The organism is Actinomycetospora sp. CA-053990, from assembly GCF_050948445.1.
Classification (GTDB): Bacteria; Actinomycetota; Actinomycetes; order Mycobacteriales; family Pseudonocardiaceae; genus Actinomycetospora; species Actinomycetospora callitridis.
On record NZ_CP192043.1, the window covers coordinates 2,314,780 to 2,328,076 of the forward strand.

The 13,297-nt window shown below is 74.6% G+C and carries 13 protein-coding genes; 5 read left to right on the forward strand and 8 right to left on the reverse strand.

What is annotated here, in order from left to right; translation table 11 throughout:
• Positions 1-33: 33 nt before the first annotated feature.
• The gene (locus ACQPYN_RS11780) at positions 34-411 is read left to right on the forward strand and encodes a VOC family protein (protein WP_433036987.1); all 378 of its coding nucleotides are present in this window, start codon (positions 34-36) and stop codon (positions 409-411) included.
• Between the two features lie 64 nt (positions 412-475).
• Positions 476-964, forward strand: coding sequence for a GNAT family N-acetyltransferase (locus ACQPYN_RS11785; protein ID WP_433036989.1), 489 nt, complete (start codon positions 476-478; stop codon positions 962-964).
• A 9-nt stretch (positions 965-973) separates the two neighbouring features.
• Here the strand turns inward: ACQPYN_RS11785 and ACQPYN_RS11790 are convergent, their stop codons facing one another.
• The 6 genes from ACQPYN_RS11790 to ACQPYN_RS11815 all read right to left on the reverse strand — a co-directional run bounded on the left by ACQPYN_RS11790 (position 974) and on the right by ACQPYN_RS11815 (position 7,032).
• Complete coding sequence (locus tag ACQPYN_RS11790) at positions 974-3,034, reverse strand: prolyl oligopeptidase family serine peptidase (RefSeq protein WP_433036991.1); 2,061 nt, start codon at positions 3,032-3,034, stop codon at positions 974-976.
• A gap of 159 nt (positions 3,035-3,193) precedes the next feature.
• Positions 3,194-4,042 (reverse strand): alpha/beta fold hydrolase, encoded by an 849-nt coding sequence (locus tag ACQPYN_RS11795; RefSeq protein ID WP_433038847.1) that lies wholly within the window; start codon positions 4,040-4,042, stop codon positions 3,194-3,196.
• Between the two features lie 220 nt (positions 4,043-4,262).
• Entirely contained in the window at positions 4,263-4,751 is a 489-nt protein-coding gene (locus tag ACQPYN_RS11800; protein WP_433036993.1) for a PadR family transcriptional regulator, read from the reverse strand.
• Between the two features lie 422 nt (positions 4,752-5,173).
• The gene (locus ACQPYN_RS11805) at positions 5,174-5,431 is read right to left on the reverse strand and encodes a DUF6295 family protein (RefSeq protein WP_433036995.1); all 258 of its coding nucleotides are present in this window, start codon (positions 5,429-5,431) and stop codon (positions 5,174-5,176) included.
• A gap of 5 nt (positions 5,432-5,436) precedes the next feature.
• Positions 5,437-6,183: a dienelactone hydrolase family protein gene (locus tag ACQPYN_RS11810; RefSeq protein WP_433036997.1), complete on the reverse strand. Its 747-nt coding sequence runs from the start codon at positions 6,181-6,183 to the stop codon at positions 5,437-5,439.
• Positions 6,184-6,222: 39 nt separating this feature from the next.
• Positions 6,223-7,032: a class I SAM-dependent methyltransferase gene (locus ACQPYN_RS11815; RefSeq protein ID WP_433036999.1), complete on the reverse strand. Its 810-nt coding sequence runs from the start codon at positions 7,030-7,032 to the stop codon at positions 6,223-6,225.
• Positions 7,033-7,160: 128 nt separating this feature from the next.
• Here ACQPYN_RS11815 and ACQPYN_RS11820 point away from each other — a divergent pair, with 128 nt between their 5' ends.
• Both ACQPYN_RS11820 and ACQPYN_RS11825 read left to right on the forward strand, forming a co-directional pair.
• Complete coding sequence (locus ACQPYN_RS11820; RefSeq protein ID WP_433037001.1) at positions 7,161-8,192, forward strand: Lrp/AsnC family transcriptional regulator; 1,032 nt, start codon at positions 7,161-7,163, stop codon at positions 8,190-8,192.
• Between the two features lie 67 nt (positions 8,193-8,259).
• The gene (locus ACQPYN_RS11825; protein WP_433037003.1) at positions 8,260-9,387 is read left to right on the forward strand and encodes a hypothetical protein; all 1,128 of its coding nucleotides are present in this window, start codon (positions 8,260-8,262) and stop codon (positions 9,385-9,387) included.
• An 81-nt stretch (positions 9,388-9,468) separates the two neighbouring features.
• Here ACQPYN_RS11825 and ACQPYN_RS11830 read toward each other — a convergent pair whose 3' ends face one another.
• Together ACQPYN_RS11830 and sthA are read right to left on the reverse strand one after the other, a co-directional pair.
• The gene (locus tag ACQPYN_RS11830) at positions 9,469-10,623 is read right to left on the reverse strand and encodes an aminotransferase class V-fold PLP-dependent enzyme (protein WP_433037005.1); all 1,155 of its coding nucleotides are present in this window, start codon (positions 10,621-10,623) and stop codon (positions 9,469-9,471) included.
• Positions 10,601-11,983 carry a Si-specific NAD(P)(+) transhydrogenase gene (gene sthA / locus ACQPYN_RS11835; RefSeq protein ID WP_433037007.1) on the reverse strand — a complete coding sequence of 461 codons (1,383 nt, stop codon included), beginning with the start codon at positions 11,981-11,983 and terminating at the stop codon, positions 10,601-10,603. Before sthA ends, ACQPYN_RS11830 begins: the two co-directional genes overlap by 23 nt.
• A 234-nt stretch (positions 11,984-12,217) precedes the next feature.
• Between sthA and ACQPYN_RS11840 the strand changes: the two genes are divergently transcribed.
• Positions 12,218-13,297 (forward strand): DUF4192 domain-containing protein, encoded by a 1,080-nt coding sequence (locus ACQPYN_RS11840; RefSeq protein ID WP_433037009.1) that lies wholly within the window; start codon positions 12,218-12,220, stop codon positions 13,295-13,297.

A 13,297-nucleotide genomic window follows, 5' to 3' on the forward strand; every position in this document is an offset into this window, starting at 1 on the left:
GTACGGTGTACAGCGTACGGAGAAAGAGGGTCCATGAAGATCAGTGCGTCCGCCGTCTCCCTCAACGTCGCCGATCCCGAGGCCTCGGGGACCTTCCTCGTCGAGCACTTCGGTTTCGAGCAGGCCATGGCCGCCGACGGCTTCGTGTCGCTGGCCCGTGAGGACGCCGGCATGTCCGTCGTCTTCCTGCGCACCGGGCTGGAGTCCCTGCCCTCCGATCAGCGTGACGAGCACGCCGCGGGGCTGATCCTCGCGTTCGTCGTCGACGACCTCGAGGGTGAGCTCGCCCGGCTGGAGTCCGAGGGCGTGGCGATCACCATGCCGCTCACCGTCGAGCCGTGGGGCGAGCGCGCGTTCCAGGTGCGCGACCCCAACCGGGTGATCGTGCAGCTGGTCGACTGGGAGGGCTGACGCCACGTGAGTGATCCGGGTCGCCGGGACGACCCGGCTCATGCACGTGCGGAAGCATGGGGACGTGGAGATCGTCCTGACCGCCGTGCGCCCCGACTCGCCCGACGGGCTGACCGCCCTGCGCGCCTACGCCGGCGAGCTCGCGCGCCGCTGGCCGGAGAAGGCGCCCGAGCCGTCGTGGTCGCAGCAGTTCCTCGCCGACGACCCGCTCGCCCTCGTCCCGCCGGCCGGCGTCCTCGTCGTCGCGAAGCAGGGCGAGCGGGTGGTCGGGTGCGCGGGCCTGCGGTTCGAGGGGGCCGACGTCCCGCCGGGCGCGGGCGAGATCAAGCGCATGTGGGTCGACCCCGAGGTGCGGGGCCAGGGCCTGGCCACGCGCCTGCTGCACCACCTCACCGAGCTCGCCCGCGAGGCCGGGCTGCGCCGCCTGGTGCTCGACACCGCCGACGACCTCCTCGAGGCCCGCGCGCTCTACGCCCGCGAGGGCTTCGTCGAGACCGAGCCCTACAACGCCAACCCCTACGCCGCCCACTGGTACACGCGCGACCTCTGGTGATAGGCGGCCTCAGCCCACCTGCCGCCAGCAGAACTCGAAGACGAGCGCCCACTGGAACGCGCGCTGGGCGTTGTCGGCCGCGCCGCCGTGGCCCCCCTCGATGTTCTCGTAGTACTCGACGTCGTGGCCCTGCTCGCGCATCCGGGCCACGGCCTTGCGGGCGTGGGCGGGGTGGACGCGGTCGTCGCGGGTCGAGGTCGTCACGAGCACCGGCGGGTAGGCCTCGTCGGCGCGCAGGTTCTGGTACGGCGAGTACTGCGCGATCCACGCCCATTCCTCGGGCTTGTCGGGGTCGCCGTACTCGGCCATCCACGACGCCCCGGCCAGGAGCAGGTGGAACCGGCGCATGTCGAACAGCGGCACCATCACCACGATGGCCCCGAACAGCTCCGGGTAGCGGGTGAGCATCACGCCCATGAGCAGGCCGCCGTTGCTGCCGCCGTGGATCGCCAGCTGCGACGCCGTCGTGATCCCGCGCTCGACGAGGTCGCGGGCGACCGCCGCGAAGTCCTCGTACGCGCGGTGGCGGTGCTCGCCGAGCGCCGAGGTGTGCCACGTCGGCCCGTACTCCCCGCCGCCGCGGATGTTCGCGACGACGTAGGTGCCGCCCCGGGCGAGCCAGCCCCGTCCGATGATCCCGCTGTAGCCCGGGGTCAGGGCGATCTCGAAGCCGCCGTAGCCGGTCATGAGCGCGGGGCCCGGGGTGTCGGCGACCCGGCCGACCACGAAGTAGGGCACCCGGGTGCCGTCGTCGGAGGTCGCGAAGAACTGCCGGACCTCGAGGCCGCTCGCGTCGAAGCGCGCGGGCGCCGTGCGCAGGACCTCGGGCTCCGGGTCGGTGTCGGGGCCGAGCTCGCCGCGCAGGAACGTCGAGGGCTGCGTGTAGCCGTCGGTGTCGAGGAAGTACTCGTCGCTCTGGTCGGGGTCGACGCCGATGAGGTCGACGGAGCCGAGGTCGGGCCCGGCGGGCAGCTCGCGGCGCGCCCAGTCCTGGTCGGGGGTGAGCACCTCGAGGCGCGTGACGACGTCGGAGAGGACGGCGAGGACGAGGTGGTTCTTCGTCCAGGCGTGGTAGCTCAGCGAGCGGCTGGGGGTGGGCGCGAAGAGCACCCGCGCCGACCGGTCGCCGGCCAGGTAGGTCTCGAAGTCGAAGCACAGCAGTGAGCCGGCGGCGTGCTCGACGCCCTCCACGGTCCAGGGCGAGCGCGTGCGCACCAGCAGCCAGCGGCGCTCCACGTCGGTGTCGGAGTCCGGCGGCACGTCGAGGAGCACCTGCGTCCCGTCCGGGCGCAGGAGGTACTCCTCGGTCGTGTGGAAGTCCGGGCTGCGCCCGACGAAGTCACGCTCGAAGCCCGGGGTGTGGTCGTGCGAGGCGAACGCCGACACGTCGGTCTCGTCGGCGGTGAACACGACCTCGGCCTCGGCGACGGGCTGACCGCGTCGCCAGCGGCGCATCACCCGCGGGTAGCCCGACGTCGTCTGCGAGCCGGGCCCGAGATCGGTGCCGACGAAGACGGTGTCGGCGTCGATCCAGCCCACCCGGCTCTTCGCCTCCGGCAGCGTGAACCCGTCGGTGACCCAGGTCCTCGAGGCGAGGTCGAACTCGCGCACCACCGTCGCGTCCGCGCCGCCGCGGGAGAGCTGGACGAGGGCGCGGTCGTAGTCGGGGTAGCGGACGGCGGCGCCCGCCCAGACCCAGTTCTCGTCCTCCTCCGCCGCGAGGGCGTCGAGGTCGAGCAGCAGCTCCCAGTCGGGGTCACCGGTGCGGTAGCTCTCGAGCGTGGTGCGTCGCCAGAGCCCGCGGGTGTGCTCGGCGTCCTGCCAGAAGTTGTAGAGCAGCGCGCCCCGGCGTCGCACGTAGGGGATGCGGTCGTCGGCGTCGAGCACCGCGCGCAGACCGTCGCGGAGCTCGGTGAAGCGCTCGCCCCCGGTGAGGACGTCCAGCGACTCGGCGTTGCGCTCCTTCACCCAGGTCAGGGCCTCGTCGCCGGTGACCTCCTCGAGCCAGAGGTAGGGGTCGTCCGGGCCGGCGGTGGTCGCGGGGGAGCTCACCCGACCATCCTCACCCATCGCCGGACCCCGACGCTCGTGGGTGATCGGGTGTTCGCCCACGGAGGACGGGGAGGCGGCCGGCCCGCAGCGGATGGTCCGGGAACCGAAGCATCTCCACGGACGACTCCGTGAGCGCGACGACCGGAGGCCGGCCGCTCACCGCACGTGGCACGACACCTAGTCCTCCCGCCCGTGGCGCAGGAGCTCGCGCCACTCGGCGGCGCTCCAGTGCGCGGGGGCGGTGCCGGCGAGGAAGGTGCGCAGCGCGCGCAGGACCTCGCCGGGATGGGTGTGGAACGGGAAGTGCCCGGCGCCCTCGAACACCTGCAGCTCGCTGCCGGGCATGGCGTCGTGGGCGAGCTGTGCGTGCTCGACCGGGACGATCATGTCGTCGGAACCCCACAGCAGGAGCGTCGGCATCCCCGCGGTGAGGTAGCAGCGGTCGAGCATGGTGACCACCTGGCCGCGCCAGTCGACGACGGCCCGCAGGGTGCGCAGGAACGCGTTGCGGCTGGTGGCGTCGGGGAGGGCGTCGACGAGCCGGAGGAGGTCCTCGGCGTCGCGGCCCAGCGGGTGGTCGAGGCGGATGAGCGCCCACATCACCGCCTCGGTCTGCGTGCGCATGCCGGGCAGCCCCAGCATCCCGAGCACGAGCTGCGCGCCCGGCAGCGAGGCCGCGCGCAGGGCCGGGCTCACGGACTGGGAGACCCCGCCGGCGCCGATGAGCACGATCCGTGCGGTGCGCTCGGGGTACTGGTAGGCGAACTGCATCGCCACGCCCCCGCCGAGCGAGTGTCCGACGAGGGTGGCGCGGTCGACGTCGAGGACGCCGAGCAGGTCGCGCATCCCGTTCGCGTACGCGGCGACCGAGTAGTCACCGCGCGGCTTGTCCGAGCCGCCGTGCCCGAGCAGGTCGGGCGCGAGGACGGTGTGGTCGCGCGCGAGGTCGTCGAGCAGGGGACCCCACGTCGACGAGTCGTCGCCGATCCCGTGGATGAGCAGCAGTACCGGACCGGAGCCGGCCATCCGGAACGCACGGCGGTACCCGTGCACGGTCCGGTACTGCAGGGCCCACCGCTCGCCCGGCACGTCCCGCAGGACGGGGCCGGGCGAGGGGGGTCCGGACGGCGGGCGGCGGAGCAACACGGCCGGTCCTCCGACCTCCTCGGTCTCGTCGTCAGCGGGACCGGAAGCCTAGGGGCGCGGTGTGACGCGAGGTCAACCCCGTGTTGCCGCCACGTGACGGTCACCCGGCCGTGCCCGTCTCGCTCCCGCTCGGGTCGGCGTCGCCGCCCGTGGTGGTCGGCTCGCCCGCCGGCTCGCCGGCGAGGAGCAGGTAGAGCCGGCGACGGGTGTCGTCGAGCAGGCGGACCGCCTCGGTCACCTGCTCCTCACGCCCGACCTGGGCGACCTGCGAGACGGCGCCCATGACGAGGCCGACCGACTCGCGCAACGCGCCGAAGCCGTCCTCGGCCGCGGCGGTGTTCCACACGGCGTCGAGCTCCTCGCGGTGCTCGTCGACGTAGGTGCGGCCGGCGTCGGTCAGGTGGATCACCGACCGGCCCTCGGCCTTCTCGGTGCGCACCAGGCCTTCGTCGGCCAGCTGCGACACCGTCGGGTACACCGAGCCCGGGCTGGGGCGCCAGGCCCCGCCGGAACGCTCGGCGATCTCCTGGATGATCTGGTAGCCGTGCATCGACTCCTCGGCGAGCAGCGCGAGGACCGCCGTGCGCACGTCACCGCGCGCCCGTCGTCCACGGCCGCCGCCGCGCGGGCCGCCGAAGCCGCCCGGACCGCCGAAGCCACCACCCGGTCCGCCACCGGGGCCTCCGAAGCCCCCGGGGCCGCCGAAGCCCGGCCGGCCGAAGGGGCCGCCCGCTTCCCGCGGCGGAACCGCTCGCGGGGATCGCCCGCGTCTCCACCGAACATCGCCGCGCGGGCGAACCCGCCGTGGCGACGCCGCTCGCGGCCGTGGGGGCCCTGTCCACCACGGCTCCGGTGTCCGTGCGGGCCGTGCCCGCGTTCTCCCTCGTCCCGGCGCTCGCCGGGCGTCTCGTGGGTAGTCATGTCGCTCCTCCTTCGTAGTTCGATCGCGACACGTCAACGATATATCGCGACTGTCGTCAGCGCAAGGCGCTCGAGGAGGAGCGGGAGGTCCTAGTGGTCGGCCGCGCGCTCCACCGTGACCGCGAGGGCGGCGAGCAGCTCCTTCGCCGAGTCCAGGCTCAGCTCCACCGCGACCCGGGCGCCCGGGCCCCGGCCGGGGTTGAGGAAGTCGATGTTCACGGTGTGCTCGTCGGGCGCGTGGACGGGGTGGTCGTAGTAGACGGTGGCGGTCTCGAGCGGAAACCAGCCGTCGGGCCCCTTGCCGCTGGACTTCGCCAGCGCGAGCTTCTCGGTGCTGTAGGTGCACATGCGGCTCACGCCCCCAGGTGTCGTGCGAGGAAGGCGCGGATGCGCTCCCAGCCGTCGACGGCGGCAGCGACCCGGTAGCTGGGCCGGTCGACAGAGAAGAACGCGTGCCCGGCGTCGTCGTAGCGGTGGAACTCGTAGGTCTTGCCCGCCTCCCGGAGCAGCTTCTCGAGCTCGTCGACCTGGTCGGGGGAGGGGTGCGCGTCCTCGTTTCCGAAGAGGCCGAGCAGCGGGGCGCGCAGCTCGGGGATGCGGTGACCGAACGGGCTGACCTGCAACGGGAACCCCTCGGGCGGCGCGCCGACGACGAAGGCGCCGTAGCAGTCGACCGCGGCCTGGAGATCGATCTCGATGCCCGCGAGGACGGCCTGGCGCCCGCCGGAGCAGAACCCGATCGCGCCGACCCTCCCGTTGCTCGTGGGCAGCGAGCGCAGCCAGCGCGCGGCGCCGGCGGCGTCGCCGACGAAGCGCTCGTCGGGCACCCCGCCCTGGGCGCGCGCGGTGGCGGCGGCGTCGTCGGGCGCGGCGCCCGGGGCCTCGCGTGTGTAGAGGTTCGGGCAGATCGCGTGGTAGCCCATGGTCGCGAACCGCCGCGTGATCTCCTTGGTCGCGGGGTCGTAGCCGGGCATGTGGTGGATGACGATCATGCCGCCGCGGGGCGTGCCGTCCATCGGCCGCGCGGTGTAGGCCTCGATCTCGTCGTCACCGTGGCCCCGGATGCCGATCGTCTCGGCCAGGACCGCGTCGTGCTGCATGTGAGCTCCGCTCTCGTGGGTGCTTGCCGTCCTACCGCCTCACCGGGTGGCGTGCACGAGGTAGCCGTCGGGCCCACCGGGCGGGGCGAGCGAGGACCGCCCGGACGCGACCGCCACCTCGCCGAACAGGTGCACCTCGCTCGTCCAGCCCCGCCCCGCGACGAGGCCCGCCGGGTCGTCGCTGCCGAACACCCACGGCATCCCGAGGCGGGCGAAGCGCGCGAGCATCGGCGTCGGGGCGAGCAGATCGAGCAGCGCCTGCCCGACGACGTCGATCAGCAGGTGGCTCCCGGGCGCCGAGAGCGCGGTGATCCGGTCGAGCAGCCGGTCGACGTCGTCGGCCGCCAGGTACTGCAGGAGGCCCTCGACGACCCAGCAGACCGGTCGCGCCGGGTCGATGCCCGCGGCGAGCACGTCGTCGTCCCACGCGGTGGTGAGGTCCGCGCCGACCGGCACCCGGGTGGCGTCCGGGGGCGGCGCGGTGGCCAGCAGGTCGGCCTTCAGCGCGAGCAGCTCGGGACGGTCCACCTCGACCAGCAGCGTCGTCGGACCGAGGCCGAGCCGCCAGGCCCGGGTGTCCATCCCGGCCGCGACGAGCACGACCTGGTCGACGCCGGACGCGACGGCCGCGCGGAGCCGGTCGTCGAACCAGCGGGTGCGGACGGGGATGACGTCGCCCGCCTCCGCCTGCGCGAGCATCTCCTCGCCCTGCGCCCCGGCCAGGACGGACGCCAGGGGATCGTCGACCAGACGGTCGGCGCGCCGGGAGTCCCGGGCCCGCGAGGCCGCGGTCAGGCGGGCGGTGGTGGCGACGGGATCGATCCTCGCCGACAGGTCGGGGTGGGTCACGGCGGTGCTCCGCTTCGGGGTCGAGGGTTGCCGGGTCGAGCACTGACCCACCGACCCTGCGGCCGTCCGTCCCGGGAGGTCACGAGTGAGGCCCGCGCCGCGCGATGACGACGTGCGACCCTGGCCCGATGGTGGATTCGGCCGTCCTCGACGAGATCGACCTCCAGATCGTGCACGCGCTCCACCTCGACGGCCGCGTCCCGTTCGCCGACGTGGCCCCGCTCGTCGGGGTCTCCGCGCGGACGCTGACCCGCCGCTACGGGCACCTGCGCTCGACCGGTGCGGTGCGGGTCGTCGGGGTGGCGGACCCCCGGGCGCTCGACCTGATCGACTGGTTGGTGCGGCTGCGCGGCGACCCGGCGGCCTGCCGGCGGACGGCCGACGCCCTGGCCCGGCGTGACGACGTGCGATGGGTCGGCCTCGCGTCCGGCGGCACCGAGGTGACCGCCGTCGTCCGGGTCTCCGCGGGCGTCGCACCCCTGACGCCCACGATGCCCGGGGCCCGCGGTGTCACCGCGGTCACGGCGGTCACGGCCCAGTGCCTGCTGCGCCCGCTCGCCGGGGTCGGCGGCTGGCCGGGTCACCGGCACGCCCTGCCCGAGGACGGGGCGGCCGGCCTCGCCCGTCCGACGCCGCCGCGACCGGCAGCTCGCCGGCTCGACGACCCCGAGCTCCGGCTCCTCGCCGCGCTGGCCCGCGACGGACGCGCCCCCGCGCCGGCGCTGGCGTCGGTCACCGGGTGGTCGGAGTCGTCGGTCCGGCGGCGCCTGGACCGGCTGCGCGACGAAGGCGTGCTGCGGTTCGAGGTGGACGTCGAGCCCCGTGCGGTCGGCATGGGCTGTGAGGCCGTGCTGTGGCTCGGCGTCACGCCCTCGCGGATCCCGCAGGTCGCGAAGGCGCTCGACGAGCACCCGGCCGTCGCCTTCGCCGCGTCGACCTCCGGCGCGACGAACGTGGTCGCCTTCGTGCTCTGCGCCGACATCGACGGCCTCCACGACCTGCTCGTCGGCGGGCTCGGGGTCATGACGGGGATCGACCGCGTGGACACGGCCCCGATCGCCCGGCACGTCAAGCGCGCCGGTGCCCTGGTGCTCCCGCCGGTCGCCGGCAGCGCACCGCTCACCCCCTCGTCACGCATGCGCGAAGGGACGAGAGGGTAGGTCGAACGATAAGGAAGTCGACGTTCCCGTCCCACCCCGGGACGGGGTGGAGCAGGAGGAACACCGGATGGACCTGTCGCGTACTCGAGACATCTTCGAGCGGCCGGGGCCGTTCGCGACGGTCTACCTGGAGGCCGTGCAGGCCGGCGAGAACTCGGACAAGCAGGTCGAGCTGCGCTGGCGTGATCTGTCGAAGCAGCTCCAGCAGGCCGGCGCCGACGACAAGACCCTCGCCGCGTTGGACGAGGAGCTCGGCGGCGAGCGCGCCGGCTCGATCACCGAGGTCGGCCGCGTCCTCGTGGCCTCGGCGGACGGCATCCTCTTCGACGACGAGGTCGAGGCCGTCGACGCGGCGGGCGACATCGCCGTGTGGTCGCCGCTGCCCGAGCTCGGGCGGTACTACCGCAGCCAGACCGGCTCGGTGCGCGTGCTGCTCGCCGTGGTCGACCAGACCGGCGGCGACATCTACCAGGTGATCGCCGACAACAGCGAGGGCGCGCGCGAGCTCTCCGAGGAGACGGTCAAGGGCCAGGCGATCGAGACCGTCCACAAGGCCCGCGGCGGCGGCCCCGGCAACCGGACCCGCCAGAACCGCCACGAGATGGCCTCCTACGAGAACGCGGACGCCGTCGTGAAGGGGCTGCGCAGCGCCGCCTCGCAGTTCCGGCCCGAGGTCATCGTCATCGCCGGCGAGATCCAGGGCCGCTCGTCGGTGCGCCAGGAGCTGACCGGCGACCTCGCCGACATCACCCGCGAGATCGAGGCCGGCAGCCGCGCCGCCGGCGCGTCGGAGAGCGCGCTCGAGGACGCCCTGCTCACCGTCACCGGGGAGATCGCCACCGAGCGCGAGTCGGGCGTGCGCCAGCGCTTCGAGGAGGGCAAGGGCCACGCCAACGCCGTCGAGGGCCTCGAGCCGGTGCTCGAGGCCGCGCGGACCGGCGCGGTCGACACGCTCCTGCTGGTCGACGGCCAGGAGGTGCCCGGCGAGCTCTACGCGGGGTCGTCGCCGGAGGCCATCTCCACCGACCCGGCGAACCTCGCCGAGATCTCCGACACCGAGCCCGTCGCCCGGCCCGCGGAGCAGGTCCTGCTGCGCGCCGTCGGTGCCCTGGGTGGGCAGGTGCAGGTCCTCGGCGGCGGCACGACGCTGCAGGACGGCGTCGGCGCCATCCTTCGGTTCCCGACCGGGAGCTGATCGGGCCCCGAGTACGAAACGAACGCCCTATCGGCGTGTTGAGCACGCCGATAGGGCGTTCGTTGCGTTTCGGGGACGCGCTCAGCCCAGCAGCGCCGCGAGCTCCCGGGCCGCGACGCGGGCGTCGTCGAGCGTGACGTACGGGGCGGCGAAGCCGAAGCGCAGGAGGTCCGGCGGGCGGGCGTCGACGACGACCCCCCGCCCGGCCAGCGCCGCGCACAGGCCCTCGGCGTCCGGGACGCGCACGGCGACGTGCCCGCCCCGACGTCCGTGCTCGCGCGGGGTCACGACCTCGACCCCGGCCGGCAGCGCCTCGAGGAAGGCGTCGCCGAGCGCCAGGGACGCCGCGAGGACGTCGGCGAGGGCGACGCCGTCGAAGACCGACAGCGCGCCGTCGAGGGCGAGCATCGACAGCATCGGCGGTGTGCCGACGCGCAGGCGACCGACGCCGGGCGCCGGGGTCCACGCCTCGGTCATCGCGAAGGGCTCGGCGTGGCCGGTCCAGCCGGTGAGCGGCGGGTCGAGGACGGCGTGGTGGCGGGCGGCGACGGAGATGAACGCGGGCGCGCCCGGGCCGCCGTTGAGGTACTTGTAGGTGCAGCCGACGGCCAGGTCGACGCCGAGGCCGTCGAGGTCGACGGGCAGGACGCCGACGCCGTGCGACAGGTCGGCCACCACCACCGCGCCGGCCGCGTGCGCACGCTCGACGATCGCGGCGAGGTCCCACCGCTCGCCGGTGCGGAAGTCGACGGCGGGCACGGCCACGACGGCGGTGTCGGCGTCCGGGGCCATCGCGTCCGGCGCCGCGGTGACGAGTGTCAGGCCCGTCAGGCGCGCCACGGACGCGGCGAGGTAGCGGTCGGTGGGGAAGTGGCCGGCGTCGGAGAGCAGCACCGAGCGCCCCGGCCGGAGCCGGGACGCGGCGATCAACGCCCCGAAGAGCTGGACCGACGTCGAGTCGCCGACCACCGTCTGCCCGGGTGCGGCGCCGACCAGCGCGCCCACCCGGTCGCCGAGACGCTGCGGCGTCGCCCACCAGCCGCTGTCCTCCCAGCCCGCGACCCCGACCCTCGCCCACTGCTCGTCCACCGCGGCGAGCACCGCGTCCCGCGCGGCGCGGGGCTGGGCGCCCAGGGAGTTGCCGGCGAGGTAGACCGCGTCGCCGCCGTCGGGGGCGCGGGGGAGGACGAACGCGTCGCGCGCGAACCCGGGCTCAGGCGAACTGTTCGAGGGCACGGATCTTGTTCGTGGCGTCGAGGGCGGCGACCTTGTAGGCCTCCGAGAGCGTCGGGAAGTTCAGCACCGCGTCGACGAGGTAGTCGACCGTGCCGCCACAGCCCATGATCGCCTGGCCGATGTGGATGAGCTCGGTGGCCGAGGTCCCGAACACGTGCACGCCGAGCAGCGCGTGGGTGTCGGGGGAGACCAGCAGCTTCAGCATCCCGTAGTCGTCGCCGACGATCTGGCCGCGCGCGAGCTCGCGGTAGCGCGAGATGCCCACCTCGTAGGGGACGGCCTGCTCGGTGAGCTCGGCCTCGGTGGCGCCGCAGTAGCTGACCTCCGGGATGGTGTAGATCCCGAACGGCGAGACCGCGGTCATCGACTGCACGGGCTCGCCGAACGCGTGGTACGCCGCCTGCCGGCCCTGCTCCATCGACGTCGCGGCGAGCGCGGGGAAGCCGATGACGTCGCCGACGGCGTAGATGTGCGGCACCGCGGTGCGGAAGTGCTCGTCGACCTTGAGGCGGCCGCGGTCGTCCACCTCGAGCCCGGCGCGCTCCACCGAGAGCTGGTCGGTGACGCCCTGGCGGCCCGCCGAGTACATGACCGTCTCGGCCGGGATCTTCTTGCCGCTCGCGAGCGTCGTCACGGTGCCGCGCTCGGACACCGCGACGCCGGAGACCTCCTCGCCGAACCGGAAGGTGACCGCGAGGTCGCGCAGGTGGAACTTCAGCGACTCGATGACCTCGGCGTCGCAGAAGTCGAGCATCTGGGGCCGGCGCTCGACGACGGTCACGCGGGTGCCGAGGGCGGCGAACATCGAGGCGTACTCGATGCCGATCACCCCGGCGCCGACGACGACCATGCTGGCCGGGATCTGCTCCATCGCGAGGATGCCGTCGGAGTCGACGACGCGGCGGTCGTCGAACTCGACCTGCGGCGGCCGGGCGGGCCGGGTGCCGGTGGCGACGACGATCTTCGAGGCGGTGACCGTCTGGTGCTCCCCGCGGCGGTCGCCGACCACCTCGACGGCGTGCTCGTCGACGAACCGGGCGGCCCCGCTGAGCAGGTCGACCCGGTTGCGCTGCAGCTGCGCGCGGATCACCTCCTCCTCGCGGCCGATGACGAAGTTGGTGCGCGCGAGCAGGTCCTGGACGGTGATGTCCTGCTTGACCCGGTAGCTCTCGCCGTAGAGCCCGCGCATCGCGTAGCCGGTGAGGTAGAGGACGGCCTCGCGCAGGGTCTTCGACGGGATCGTGCCGGTCTGCGTGCAGACGCCCCCGATCATGCCGCGCCGTTCGACGATCGCGACCCGCTTGCCGAGCTTGGCGGCCGCGATCGCCGCCTTCTGCCCGCCGGGACCCGAGCCGATCACGAGCAGGTCGTAGTCGTGGGACGTCTCGGCGCCCCCGGTTGAACCGTCAGCGACGGCAGCCGTGACGTCAGCGGCTGAGGCGTCCGTCGGGGGTTCCACGGGGTGCACGGCCCCACCCTCGCCGCCGCCGGGGGCCCCGGCAAGCGGATCGCGTGACGGTCGGGAGAACAGGGGTTGTCCACAGGCTCCGGAACCCGATGGATCCGGGGGAACGACCGCTGCGTCCGAACCCGTGTGAGCACCGACCACCGCCGATCCGACGCCCCGCCCGACGCCCCGGGCCCCCTCCGACTCCGCCTGCACGAACCCGGCGAGCTCATCGCTGCCGTCCCGCACCTGCTCGGCTTCCGCCCCGTCGAGTCCGTCGTGATCGTCGCCGTCCACGGTGGCGGACGGCGTCGACGGCTCGGCGTCGTCGCGCGGGCCGACCTGCCCGCCCCCGACGACGTCGAGGCCGTCGTCGAGGGGTGCGCGGCCCGGGTGGTGCCCACCCGGCCCGCCGAGATCGCGGCGATCGTCGTCGCCTCCGGCCCGGACGACGGCGGGCCGCCCCGGCTCGACGTCGCCGACGCCGTCCGCGAGGCGTTCACGCGGCGCGGCGTCGCCGTGCCGTCACGGCTGTGGGTGCCGCAGATCGCCACCGGGGCGCCGTGGCGGTGCTACCCGCCGTGCGACTGCCGGGGCGCGGTCGCCCCCACCGAGGACTCCCCGCTCGCGGCCGCGGCGGCGTGGCTCGGGCAGGTCACCTACGCGTCGCGCGACGAGCTCGAGGCGTCGCTGGCGCCGGCGGGGTCGCACCACCGGATGCCCGAGCTGCTCGCCGCGGAGTTCGAGGCCGCCGCGCTCGACCGGGAGCTGGGCGGGCCGGCGGCCGCGCGCCGGGATCTCGACGCGGTCGTCGCCGCGCGCGGCGAGGTGGCCGCCGGCCGGGTGCTCGGCGACGCGGAGATGGCGCGCGTCGCGGTGGCGCTCACCGACCCGGACGTCCGGGACACCGTGATGGGCTGGGCGCTCGATCCCGATGAGGCGGTCGCGACGGCCGCCGAGCAGCTCTGGACGCTGCTGGTGCGGGCCGTCCCGGCGCCCGAGGTCGCCGAGCCCGCGATCCTGCTGGCCTGCGGGCTCCTCGTGCGCGGCGGCTCGGCGCTCGTGGGGGTGGCGCTCGAGCGGGCGCGCCGCGCCGACCCGGGCCACCGGCTCACCGGGCTCGTCGAGGCCCTGCTCGCGTCGGGCGCCGGGCCGGACGCGGTGCGCACGATCATCCGCGAGGCCAGCGCCGAGTCGGGGGCGCGGCTGAGAGGCCGGACGAGGTGA

Bases quoted from the DNA above. Each gene is read 5' to 3' on its own strand.
- ACQPYN_RS11790 (WP_433036991.1), bottom strand. From the start codon at position 3,034: ATGGGTGAGGATGGTCGGGTGAGCTCCCCCGCGACCACCGCCGGCCCG.
- ACQPYN_RS11810 (WP_433036997.1), bottom strand. From the start codon at position 6,183: ATGCAGCACGACGCGGTCCTGGCCGAGACGATCGGCATCCGGGGCCAC.
- ACQPYN_RS11820 (WP_433037001.1), top strand. From the start codon at position 7,161: ATGGTGGATTCGGCCGTCCTCGACGAGATCGACCTCCAGATCGTGCAC.
- ACQPYN_RS11825 (WP_433037003.1), top strand. From the start codon at position 8,260: ATGGACCTGTCGCGTACTCGAGACATCTTCGAGCGGCCGGGGCCGTTC.
- ACQPYN_RS11805 (WP_433036995.1), bottom strand. From the start codon at position 5,431: ATGTGCACCTACAGCACCGAGAAGCTCGCGCTGGCGAAGTCCAGCGGC.
- ACQPYN_RS11780 (WP_433036987.1), top strand. From the start codon at position 34: ATGAAGATCAGTGCGTCCGCCGTCTCCCTCAACGTCGCCGATCCCGAG.
- ACQPYN_RS11795 (WP_433038847.1), bottom strand. From the start codon at position 4,042: ATGGCCGGCTCCGGTCCGGTACTGCTGCTCATCCACGGGATCGGCGAC.